Here is an 11,818-nt window from a genome sequence, read left to right as displayed (position 1 = left end):
ATTTATATAAATAATTTTAACACATGTAAAAAATTGGTATTAAATTTTGTATATTAATTTACCCCTTTTATTGGGAAAAATTTACATAATTGATTTTTACAAGATGAATCATTTTTGATTTTTTTCTTTTAAGGTGAATTTTTATACTAAACCTGAAAGTGATTTTGACCAAAAAGTTTAAAATCTGATTCAAAAAACGCCATAAAATCACATTTTTTTCTTATTTTTCGTGATTTTTGGATTAGTGTAAATTGAAATGAAAAATAGGGTTTGAAACATTATTTAATTATTTATGAGGGGAGGTCTCATGAAAAAGAAATTACAAAATAATAATTATATAGAAAGGATAATTCAATGAAAAATTATCACATTTCAAAACAACAAAACCACGAATTGATGAAAGTCCGTTTAACTCAAACCTTATTTAATCTATTTAAATACGATATGGTTGTTGAACGAAGTTATATTTTTCCTGATTTGGATGAGGATATTAATAATATCGAAAGAAAAATTCAGCATGAAATAAATATTATTTATAGAAAAATATACAATATCAATCATTTGCTATTCTATATTTTAAGAAAAATGAAACCTTTCAACGCTTGAATCTTACTAAAAAGCTTTATTTATGAAGAAAATTCTGAATGATATATAGATTATTTTATAAGTAAATATAGCTTTTACCGTAAAAGAAGAGAAGCTATAAACGAATTTATTGGTTACTACATTGGTTGTAATCAGTAATATCTACAATTTAAATCAAATGGAAAAAATTCATAATAAAGATGATACGTTCTTTTTTACAGAATTTGATAAGGATAAAAATTGAGACGACAAAAAGTGGTCGGTCAGTTTGATTTTTAGACGAAATTTTGTGACAAAGAGATTCGAATTATTAATTCGTCTAAATGATATTAATAGTTGAAGTCATTTTAATTACATTTTAAAAATTAATGATAAATTAACAATTAATTTTAATAACTTAAACCTAGACAATAAAATATATCATGTTCCTGAATCAGAAATAGATTTAATTTGATCAAAATTGCACAAAATTGATTTTGTTACGAAATTTGTGCACGGTAATTCAATTTTTACCGAAACAAATATTTCGTTTAACCATGTTAGCAAAACGGAAAATATCGAAATTAATCCCAATCTTGGTATTGCAAAACTCGCTATTCCTTACGAATATGTTTTTAATATTACGCAAAAAGGAATCAAACGAGAAAAAAATAGTGTAGTATTTAATTTTCAAGTAGATCGTTCATTCAAGCAAATGAATAATTGAGGTGTGATTAGTGCAGATTTAGAAATCTTTCCAACTAATCAAAAATACTACGACAAAAAAATATTTTATACATTTCCTGCAATCGAAAATGCAAAGCTGATTTTTATTGATACCAAATCAACTAAGAAAGATGAAATTCCAATAAAATTTCAAAACATATATCCTACTGAAGAGTTATACTTCACTCCTGGTAAATATTTATTAAATAAAATGTTGAAAACTACTCCAGAGACAGATTTCTTTAAAGGTAATTTCTTCAACGTCTCTGCTCAAAGTTTAGAACGCATTTCTAACGAACCTCTCCACATAATTTGTGAGTTTTCAGTTTTAGATACGATTTATCGTATTAAATTTTTATCAAACAAACTAGAGCCGATTGATCATATAAAACATCAATTAAGAGTGCAAGAACTCGACGGTTTAAATTGAAATCCAGAAGAATTGCATATGATTCAAAACATGACTTGATTAGAATTAATCAATACTAAGTTTAGAAATATTGATGATTTTATAAATTTTGTCATGAGTAAAAAGGATGATGAAGATGAAGATCTAAATGATTTAAAAGAAGATGAGTAGATATATAAAATACATAATAAGTGTTGGTGCAGTCGCAATGCTCGGAATTGGTATTGTGTTTGTACCAAAAATTATTAAATCTTTCAAAAAGGAAGAAGTCCCGGAGAATGGTCCTCGAGATCTTATTCCGTACCAAAAATTCACTTGACCAGAAATTGAAGAATCGCAGTTACAAAAATTTGTTAAATACAACGAAAATGGCGAAATTGTAATTGATCCTTTGGCCATTTCAGACATTATTAAAAGCATTCTTAATAGAACTACAATCTGTAATAAGGGAACGCTTAGCTTTGGTTATGAAATTAAAAGCAATGAAGAAATTTGGTTAAAACTTATTTATAATCAAAAATATGACGTAACTAGTAAATTATTTAGAATTTACTTAAAAAGAATATAATTATTAATTATGAATATAAAAAATGAAGTTTTAACAAAATTACAAAAAATATCTAAAAAAACAGTTCATGAAAATGATCAATTAAAAGAGCTGAATTTAGATAGTTTAGATATTGCTGAATTAATCGTCGATATTGAACAAAAATACAATGTCAGAGTTTCAGATGACGAATTAAATCAATTAAAATTAGTTTCTGACGTAGTGGATTTATTTGAAAAATTGGTATCGAAAAAATAAAAATAATGTATAATTTATTAAGAAAATGTTAGGAGTATAGTTCAACGGTAGAACAACGGGCTTCAACCCCGTGTGTTGTGGGTTCGAATCCTGCTACTCCTGCCATTTTTTTATTTTCTTTGTAGGGATGATGTATGAAAAATAAAATTAAAAAAATAACATTTATTGGTACCGGCGCTTGAGCTAGTGCTCTTGCTACCGTTGTTTTGCGTAATAATTATCAAGTTTCAATGTATGGGATCAATGAAAAAGAAATAGAAGATATTAATCAAGGTTATAACCGTAAATATTTTGGTAATAAAATGTTTAATAACCGTCAAAATTTAACAGCTACTAATTCACTTGAGGAAGCACTCAAGGATACTGATTTAATCGTACTAGCAGTTCCATCAGAATTTATTAAGGATACATTAAAAGCTATTTCACAGGTTCTAAAATACAAAAAAGTTAATTTAGTTAATGTAGCAAAAGGAATTGAAAATAACTCAAAGAAATTTTTTAGTGAATTCATTGAATGAAAATTCGGTAAGAATTTAAAAAATTTAGCTACTTTAATTGGTCCTAGCTTTGCTCAAGAAGTTTTTGAGGAAAACTTAACAATGATTAATGTGGTTGGTAAAAATGAAGAGTATTTACAATTGCTTTTGCATGTTTTTAACAATCCTTATTTTAGATTGGTCATCAATAAAAACGAAAAAGGTTCTGAATTATTCGCTGCACTCAAAAATGTTTTAGCAATTGGAATCGGAATTATGACTTATAAACATCCAGAAAAAAATCCCCAATCAGCGCTTTTATCAGTCGGAGTAAAAGAAATATATCAAATTTACAAATTTCTCAATCCAGATTCAAAAGATGATATAGGGTTTGAATTAGCAGGAATTGGCGATATCTTCCTAACCTGTAGTTCAACCAAAAGTCGTAATTTTTCGTTTGGTTTACACATTGCAGAATTAGGTTTAAAACCTGCTTTGGAACAAGAAAATAAAACTATAGAGGGATATAATACCGCAAAAATTTTAGATAAAATCATTAAAGAAAACGACTTAAACGTTCCTTTTTTAAAAAGCATCATTGACGTCTTATTTTACAACAAGTCACCATTAATGCTTTTAGATTTTGTCAATGAATATAACTAAAAACCACAAGATGCAAATCTTGTGGTTTTTAAATTAATTTGAGTCAATTTCGACAATATTATCTTTTTTACGTGTTTGAATTAGTTCCATGATAAATTCAAAAATGAAATAAGATGCAAATAACAGTGCCCCAATAACTACAAAGGCATCTGCTAAGTTAAATGTCCCTTTATCCAAAAAGGGGAAATATAACATATCTTTTACGTAACCCTTGAAAATAAAACGGTCTAACATATTCCCCATGTCCCCAGCCGCAATTGACGATAGCAAAACTAATAATATGATTTTATTTGTAAATAATGGAGCACATAAGACACATAAGAAAATAATCATGCTAAGAATTTGTATTAGAATAATCGAAACACCTTTAGGTAAAAAAGTAACTCCTTTATGTCAAACGTAACGAATCCCAATAATCCCATGAAAGTTGATTCATTGCGACTGTCTTGGGACAATAGATTCAGGATCAATTCAATTTCCATTATACTCAACAAGTAATTTACCGTCAATTTCTTTACCATCGTGGACATTTGAGTGTCCCCAGACAAAAGTTTTAACCATTTGATCACATAAAAGCAAAATGGTAAAAATACCTAAAAAAATCGCGTAATTAATTAAGATCTTTTTATAGTTTTGTTTTATGTGAAAACAAAATGAATTTCAAGCTCCTGTAAGATAATCCGCAAATTTATTCAAGTTCATTATTTTCCCTCATATATTCAACGATTTCAGAACAATTTGGACACAATTCACCAATCATGACATCTTTAGCGAAGTGGTTTCAACATCTTTGGCATTTTTCACTATCAAAAACTTCAGCACTTAATTTGTCACCGTATTCAATTTCACCAACCATTAATAATAATTTCAAGTCTAATTCTGATAAGAATTCACTGTGGCTGTCAATAAATAAGTGCACTTCGTTTGAACGTTTGATTTTACCTTCTTTTATTAGTTGCTCAATTAAAACGTTAACTTTTGAACGTAATTCAAAAAATTCGTCGAATTTATTTATTAAATCAAGGTCAATTTCTTCAGCAAAAGGGAACTTATCTAACATTACTGATTCTTTTTTGTTTTCTTTATTAAAGTGTTCGTAAGCTTCTTCACAAGTGGTTGGTAAAACAGGAGCAAGAGCAATAATTAAGAAATCTAGGATTTCATAAAAATTAGTCAAGACTTGTTTTCTACGTTCAGAATCGAAATGATCAATATATAAAATATCTTTTGTAACTGAAAGATAAAAACTAGATAAATCGACAATATAATTGTTAATTTCTTTAATAACATTAACAAATTCGTAATTATCATAGAAATTGATAATATTTTTCTTAAGTAATTCAAGTTTTTGTTTAATAAATAAATGAATACCTTGTCTTTTTAGATTTGGATCATATTTAAAGTTGTTTAAGTTACCTAATAAAAATCTAATCGTGTTTCTAACCTTACGGTAAAGCTCAGAATTTTGATCTAAGATCTCTTCTGAAAGTGTTACGTCATTAGAATATTCACTATTTGCGACTCAAAGTCTTAAGATTTCAGCACCTCTTTTTTTCACAACATCAACTGGAGAAATGGCATTTCCGAGTGATTTGGACATTTTAGTTCCTTTAGAATCTAAAGTAAATCCGTGACTGATTAAATTTTTATAAGGAGCAAAACCGTAATAAGCCACTGAGTTAATAATTGAAGAGTTGAATCATCCACGATATTGATCAACCCCCTCAAGATAAACGTCATAAGGAGGTTTGCAATTTGGAATTTCAACTGCTACACTTGTAGAACCTGAGTCGAATCACACGTCCATAATGTCCATTTCACGTGTAAATCCTTTATTACGGAATTCTTCTGGTAAAAGTTCGTCAGTTTCCTTTTCTCATCAAATATCGCAACCGTGTTGTTCAACTAAATTAATAACATAATCAAAGACTTGTTCATTAATCACTGGATTTTTTTCTTGATCGTAAAAAATGATAATCGGAACACCTCATGAACGTTGTCTTGAAATAGTTCAATCTCAACGATTTTCGATCATTTGGTAAAGACGTTTTTTAGCTCATTCAGGATAAGCGTTAATTTTTTCAATTTCTAATAAAATAAGGCTACGAATGTTATCTATTGAAACAAATCATTGTGGTGTACCACGGTATAAAATCGGTTTGTGTGTTCTTCAATCGTGTGGATACGAGTGTTTAATTTTATCATTTTTAATTAATACTTTTTCAGAAGTTAATTGATTAATGATTAATTGATTAGCATCTTCATAAAATACACCATTATATTCACAATCATAATCAATGTGACCTGTATCTGAAATATGCATAATCATTTCTAATTTATTCTTTTTACCAATTAAAAAGTCATCTTCCCCAAATAAAGGAGCAATATGAACTAAACCTGTCCCAGCATCTAAACTAACGTGGTGACCTAATACGACTTTAGCTTCCTGTTTTAAAATTGGTGTTAAATAAACTGAATTAATTAAATCTTCAGCTTCAATTTTGTCTAAAACTTTATATTTTTCTCAACCGAATTGTTCTGCACATTTTTCGACTAATTCAGTCGCTAAAATATAAACTTGGTGCTCATGCTCGACTCTAGAATAAGAAAATTCCCCTACAGCGACACCAGCATTAGCGATAAGTGTCCATGGTGTTGTGGTTCAAATAACCAAATTGTCACCAACTTGAACTTTTGGATTTGTGGTTTGAATTATTGGAAAAGCAACAAAAATAGATGGTGAAACAACATCTGCATATTCTACTTCAGCTTCAGCTAATGCGGATTGACTTGATGGTGATCAATAAACTGGTTTAAGACCTTTGTATACCAATCCATCTAAAACCATCTTTTTGAATAATTTTAGTTGTTTTGCTTCAAACTGTTTATCCATAGTGATGTAAATATCCTTTAAATCACTAAAAATTTGAAGATACTCAAGTTGTTTTTTTTGATTTTCTACTTGTTTTAGAGCATATTTCGCTGCTTTTTTTCTTAAAATTAAAGGTGTAAGCTCTTCTTTATTTAATTTAGATTCATTAAGCATTTTGTGTTCAATTGGTAGTCCGTGTGTATCTCAACCAGCTACAAACGGAGAATAAAAACCTTGTAAAGTTTTATATCTCACAATTATATCTTTTAGAATCTTATTAAGAGCATGACCGACATGTAAATCACCATTAGCATATGGTGGACCGTCATGTAAAACAAAACTTGGATTTTTTTCGTTTTGCTTTAATGCTTTATTATAAATTTCGTTTTTTAATCATTTTTCACGATAAGCAACTTCTTTTTGAATCAAATTAGCTCTCATTTCAAAATTTGTATGAGGCATGTTTAAAGTTTTTTTATAATCCATATATTTTCCTTTACACTAATAACGATTTACAAAAATCGCACGTTTGTCTCTGATTTTTATCGTAACCATAATGTTTATGGTTTTTTTCGATTTCTTTATAAATAGGTAAAATAAAAATTATTGTTTTTACTTTGCTAGGATCACTCTTTAAAGACATATTAATATTAAATTGACCATTTGAACTCATTTGGTTGTCCCGATCAGAACCGACGTATTCCAAAGATAAATTAAAAGCGTAACCCTCAAATTCCATCTCTTTTTTTAATACATACACATCGTTATTTATCGAGTGGAAACAAGCTAATTGCTCCGAAGTATAGTTGGAAATTTCTTTCGATAACCCTGTATCTTCTTCAGCAGGTAAATTAATAGTTAAAAATGTATTAATAAACGCAAAGTCAGAATATTTATTTTTTCCTTCTGAAATATTAGAATTAATTTCGGATTTAATTTTATTTTCAAAGTTATTCATTACCTTTAAAAAAGTAGGTTTTTCACAACTTGTTGAAAGTAAAACGGACGGAACAATAGACATTGTTGTTAATGTAAAAAACAAGATTTTTTTTCTTATATATCTCATGTAAATACCTATTAAAAATATCAAATAAATAATATCATATAAATAATATTAAATGTAAAAATAAAACTCTTTCCTTTATATACTTCTATGTAGACAAAGGAAAGAGTTTTATTTGGATATGGTGGCCCCGGCAGGAATCGAACCAGCGACACACAGAGCTTCAATCTGTTGCTCTACCAACTGAGCTACAGGGCCATGGCGGTCCAGACGGGAATTGAACCCGCGATCTCCTCCGTGACAGGGAGGCGTATTAAACCACTTTACCACTGGACCATGGTTGCGGAGACAGGACTTGAACCTGTGACCTTCGGGTTATGAGCCCGACGAGCTGCCAACTGCTCCACCCCGCTATATAAAAATTTTTGGTGCTTAAAAAGCAAATGGCGGGTGATGAGGGATTTGAACCCCCGCGGGACTTGCATCCCCTGCTAGTTTTCAAGACTAGTCCCTTCAGCCAGACTTGGGTAATCACCCATGGTGGACCTAACTGGACTCGAACCAGTAACCGACCGGTTATGAGCCGGTTGCTCTAACCATTGAGCTATAGGTCCTATTTAATCACAGTTTCTAAATCCGTATGGTAGCACCGATGAGATTCGAACTCATGACCTTCCGGGTATGAACCGGATGCTCTAACCAACTGAGCTACAGTGCCATAAAAATGGTGGAGAGAATGGGATTCGAACCCACCGCCTCCTGCGTGCAAGGCAGGCGCTCTAGCCAAATGAGCTATCCCCCCAAAATGGTGAAGAAGACAGGATTTGAACCTGCGACCACTACGTCCCAAACGTAGCGCTCTGCCAAGCTGAGCTACTTCTCCATACTTTGTTTAAAAGCAAAGTAATTATACGCTTTTTTCTGAAAAAACAAAGTTTTTTTATTTTTTTTAAATACTTGGCTATGTAATTATAACATAAAATAAAAATTAGTTATAAGTACTTTTTCAGAGATTTTTATTTTTCTTAAAAAAAGACCCTCCGCGGGCCATGTTCTCTGAAAACTGAATAGTATAATCAAAATTTACTAAAATGAATTGACTTATCATCTTACTTTTAAACCTATCAATTTATTAGTAATGGTCAGCTGAATGTATTACTACACGTACACTTCCATCCTATCAACCTCGTAGTCTACAAGGAATTTCAAGGGAATACTTATCTCTGAGGAGGCTTCCCACTTAGATGCTTTCAGCGGTTATCCTTTCCACACTTAGCTACCCTGCTATGCTTCTGGCGAAACAACAGGAACACCAGCGGTGTGTCCACTCCGGTCCTCTCGTACTAAGAGCAGCTCTCATCAATATTCCAACGCCCACAGTCAGATAGGGATCAGATAGGGACCGAACTGTCTCACGACGTTCTGAACCCAGCTCGCGTACCGCTTTAATTGGCGAACAGCCAAACCCTTGGAACCGACTCCAGCTCCAGGATGCGATGAGCCGACATCGAGGTGCCAAACCTTGCCGTCGATGTGATCTCTTGGGCAAGATAAGCCTGTTATCCCCAGGGTAACTTTTATCCGTTGAGCGACTGCCGTTCCATGACGTACAGCCGGATCACTAAGTCCTGCTTTCGCACCTGCTCGACTTGTAGGTCTCGCAGTCAAGCACACTTCTACCTTTGCGCTCTGCATACGGTTTCTGACCGTATTGAGTGTACCTTTGAACGCCTCCGTTACCTTTTAGGAGGCGACCGCCCCAGTCAAACTACCCACCACGCACTGTCCTCCCACCGGATAACGGCGGCAAGTTAGAAACTCAACATACCAAGGGTGGTATTTCAAGGTTGACTCCTTTATGACTAGCGTCATAATCTCATAGTCTCCCACCTATCCTACACATGTTAGGCCAAGTTCCAATACGAAGTTGTAGTAAAGCTCCATGGGGTCTTTTCGTCTTGATGCGGGTACCCAGCGTTTTCACTGGGACCATAATTTCACCGAGTCCAATGTTGAGACAGTTGAGAGATCATTGCGCCTTTCGTGCAGGTCAGTATTTAGCCGACAAGGAATTTCGCTACCTTAGGACCGTTATAGTTACGGCCGCCGTTCACCCGGGCTTCATTTCAACGCTTCGCATAAGCTAACGCATCCATTTAACCTTCGGGCACTGGGCAGGCTTCACCCCCTATACATCACCTTGCGGTTTAGCAGAGAGCTGTGTTTTTGATAAACAGTTGCCCCTCAAAATTTACTGTGGCCCATCAAAATGGGCGCCCCTTCTCGCGAACTTACGGGGTCAATTTGCAGAGTTCCTTAACATTGGTTTTCTCGCTCGCCTTAGAATACTCATCTTGGGAACGTGTGTCCGTTCTCGGTACAGGTACCTATAATTTTATAACGCTTAGAAACTTTTCTTGGAAGCATGGAATCACAAAATTCGTGAAATAAATCACTATGCATCACAAATCCCGGTTATACAATGCGCATTTAACTACATTGACCAGTCGTTGCTTACCCCCAAATCCAATAATGGGTATTGTTATCCTTCTCCGTCATTCCATCACTAATTATAGATAGTACAGGAATATTAACCTGTTATCCATCGGATACGCTTTTCAGCCTCTCCTTAGGTCCTGACTAACCCTGGGTGGACGAACCTTCCCCAGGAAACCTTTCCCAATAGGCGTCGTGGATTCTCACCACGAATCGTTACTCATACCGGCATTCTCACTTCCTAACGCTCCACTAATCCTCACGGTTTAGCTTCACCGCCCTAGGAACGCTCCTCTAACGTACAGACTGTACCCGTAGCTTCGGTATCGTGTTTGACCTCCCGTTACATTATTGGCGCAAGATCTCTTGACTAGTGAGCTATTACGCACTCTTTAAAGGATGGCTGCTTCTAAGCCAACCTCCTAGTTGTTTATGAAATCTCACAACCTTTCTGACTTAACACGATTTTGGGACCTTAGCTGACGATCTGGGTTGTTTCCCTCGCGAGCCGGGACGTTAGCACCCCGGTTCCGACTGCATGATAATACACAATGGTATTCGGAGTTTGATTATAGTCAGTACCGCTAGGCGCGGCCATTCCATATTCAGTGCTCTACCACCAAAGTTTAACATCACACGCTAGCCCTAAAGCTATTTCGAGGAGAACCAGCTATCTCCAAGTTCGATTGGAATTTCTCCACTATTCACAAGTCATCCGGGCACTTTTCAGCGTACTACGGTTCGACCCTCCACTTGGGGTTAGCCAAGCTTCAGTCTGCTCATGAATAGATCACATGGTTTCGGGTATATATCAACATACTAAACGCCCTATTAAGACTCGATTTCTCTGCGGCTCCGTTTTTTTCCACTTAACCTCGCATGTTAACATAACTCGCCGGTCCATACTGCAAGATGTACGCCATCACCCATTAACGGGCTCTGACTAATTGTAAGTAAATGGTTTCAGAATCTATTTCACTCCCCTCCCGGGGTTCTTTTCACCTTTCCCTCACGGTACTAGTTCACTATCGGTGTCTGGTTAGTATTTAGCCTTACCGGATGGTCCCGGCAGATTCAGACAGGGTTTCACGTGCCCCGCCCTACTCAGGATACAATCAGAAGTCCATACCATTTCGCATACAAGGGTTTCACTTTCTATGCCAGAGTTTCCCAACTCTTTCTGCTATGATATAGATTTGTAACTTCATGTAGATTGTCCTACAACCCCAACATTCGTTGGTTTGGGCTCTTCTACGTTCGCTCGCCGCTACTGATAGAATCATTATTTATTTTCTCTTCCTGTTGCTACTAAGATGTTTCAGTTCACAACGTGTCTCGCTCAAGTAACTATTTTATTCATTACAAGGCAACCGAACATTACTTCGGTTAGGTTTCCCCATTCGGAAATCCCCGTTTCGTAGCTCATATCCAGCTCCACGAGGCTTATCGCAGGTAATCACGTCCTTCATCGACTTCCAGACCCAAGGCATCCACCATAAACTCTTACTTATTTAAAAGTACAATATTTTCCTATTGTTGATGTTTATTCAAGACATTTTAATAAATTATTTATTAATTTTAATTAATAATTAACTCGGTATCAAAACAAATAGACATTTGTTTTAATTGATGTCGTTGTTATATTAATTTTATTTAATATACTATTCAGTTTTCAAAGAACATTTTGAGAGATTGTTCTCTCAAAACTAGATATACACTATTGGACTATTTAACAATAGCAACATAACACAGATTTAAAAATAATAGTCAGTAAAAGTCGTTAATAACACTTAAAAGTGTTTTT

Annotated in this window: 8 protein-coding genes, 9 tRNA genes and 1 rRNA gene; 6 read left to right on the top strand and 12 right to left on the bottom strand. The window is 33.8% G+C overall.

All coding sequences use genetic code 4. The features are described from left to right. Positions 1-354: 354 nt before the first annotated feature. The 6 genes from BLA55_RS02075 to BLA55_RS02050 all read left to right on the top strand — a co-directional run bounded on the left by BLA55_RS02075 (position 355) and on the right by BLA55_RS02050 (position 3,643). Positions 355-744, top strand: a complete 390-nt coding sequence (locus tag BLA55_RS02075; protein WP_073372446.1) for a hypothetical protein — start codon at positions 355-357, stop codon at positions 742-744. A gap of 130 nt (positions 745-874) precedes the next feature. Beyond that, positions 875-1,870, top strand: coding sequence for a hypothetical protein (locus BLA55_RS02070; protein WP_167542428.1), 996 nt, complete (start codon positions 875-877; stop codon positions 1,868-1,870). Beyond that, positions 1,863-2,267 (top strand): MHO_1590 family protein, encoded by a 405-nt coding sequence (locus tag BLA55_RS02065; protein ID WP_073372444.1) that lies wholly within the window; start codon positions 1,863-1,865, stop codon positions 2,265-2,267. Before BLA55_RS02070 ends, BLA55_RS02065 begins: the two co-directional genes overlap by 8 nt. A 9-nt stretch (positions 2,268-2,276) precedes the next feature. Then, positions 2,277-2,504 carry an acyl carrier protein gene (locus BLA55_RS02060; RefSeq protein ID WP_073372443.1) on the top strand — a complete coding sequence of 76 codons (228 nt, stop codon included), beginning with the start codon at positions 2,277-2,279 and terminating at the stop codon, positions 2,502-2,504. A gap of 30 nt (positions 2,505-2,534) precedes the next feature. After that, positions 2,535-2,609: transfer RNA gene (locus tag BLA55_RS02055), tRNA-Trp, on the top strand. Between the two features lie 29 nt (positions 2,610-2,638). Beyond that, positions 2,639-3,643, top strand: a complete 1,005-nt coding sequence (locus BLA55_RS02050; RefSeq protein ID WP_073372442.1) for an NAD(P)H-dependent glycerol-3-phosphate dehydrogenase — start codon at positions 2,639-2,641, stop codon at positions 3,641-3,643. Between the two features lie 33 nt (positions 3,644-3,676). On the opposite strand, the gene BLA55_RS02045 is transcribed toward BLA55_RS02050, so the two are convergent. From BLA55_RS02045 to BLA55_RS01990, 12 genes are all read right to left on the bottom strand, one after another. Next, a complete protein-coding gene (locus BLA55_RS02045; RefSeq protein ID WP_073372441.1) occupies positions 3,677-4,345 on the bottom strand; it encodes a signal peptidase II in 669 nt (222 codons plus the stop codon). Then, the gene (ileS, locus tag BLA55_RS02040) at positions 4,332-7,001 is read right to left on the bottom strand and encodes an isoleucine--tRNA ligase (protein WP_073372440.1); all 2,670 of its coding nucleotides are present in this window, start codon (positions 6,999-7,001) and stop codon (positions 4,332-4,334) included. Before ileS ends, BLA55_RS02045 begins: the two co-directional genes overlap by 14 nt. Positions 7,002-7,011: 10 nt before the next feature. Next, positions 7,012-7,581, bottom strand: coding sequence for a hypothetical protein (locus BLA55_RS02035; RefSeq protein WP_073372439.1), 570 nt, complete (start codon positions 7,579-7,581; stop codon positions 7,012-7,014). Positions 7,582-7,700: 119 nt separating this feature from the next. After that, positions 7,701-7,776, bottom strand: a tRNA-Phe gene (locus BLA55_RS02030). Position 7,777: 1 nt separating this feature from the next. After that, positions 7,778-7,854: transfer RNA gene (locus BLA55_RS02025), tRNA-Asp, on the bottom strand. Between the two features lies 1 nt (position 7,855). Beyond that, positions 7,856-7,931 (bottom strand) — tRNA-Met (locus BLA55_RS02020). A gap of 31 nt (positions 7,932-7,962) precedes the next feature. After that, positions 7,963-8,055 (bottom strand) — tRNA-Ser (locus tag BLA55_RS02015). A 1-nt stretch (position 8,056) separates the two neighbouring features. Further along, positions 8,057-8,132: transfer RNA gene (locus tag BLA55_RS02010), tRNA-Ile, on the bottom strand. Positions 8,133-8,159: 27 nt separating this feature from the next. Beyond that, positions 8,160-8,236: transfer RNA gene (locus BLA55_RS02005), tRNA-Met, on the bottom strand. Between the two features lie 7 nt (positions 8,237-8,243). After that, positions 8,244-8,320: transfer RNA gene (locus BLA55_RS02000), tRNA-Ala, on the bottom strand. Between the two features lie 4 nt (positions 8,321-8,324). Beyond that, a tRNA-Pro gene (locus tag BLA55_RS01995) sits at positions 8,325-8,401 on the bottom strand. Positions 8,402-8,629: 228 nt separating this feature from the next. Beyond that, a 23S ribosomal RNA gene (locus BLA55_RS01990) occupies positions 8,630-11,531 on the bottom strand. Positions 11,532-11,818 lie beyond the last annotated feature (287 nt).

This window comes from Mycoplasmopsis pullorum (assembly GCF_001900245.1).
Lineage (GTDB): Bacteria > Bacillota_I > Bacilli_A > Mycoplasmatales > Metamycoplasmataceae > Mycoplasmopsis > Mycoplasmopsis pullorum.
Note: the sequence above shows the minus strand (reverse complement) of the source record. Positions and strands in the feature narration are given on the sequence as shown.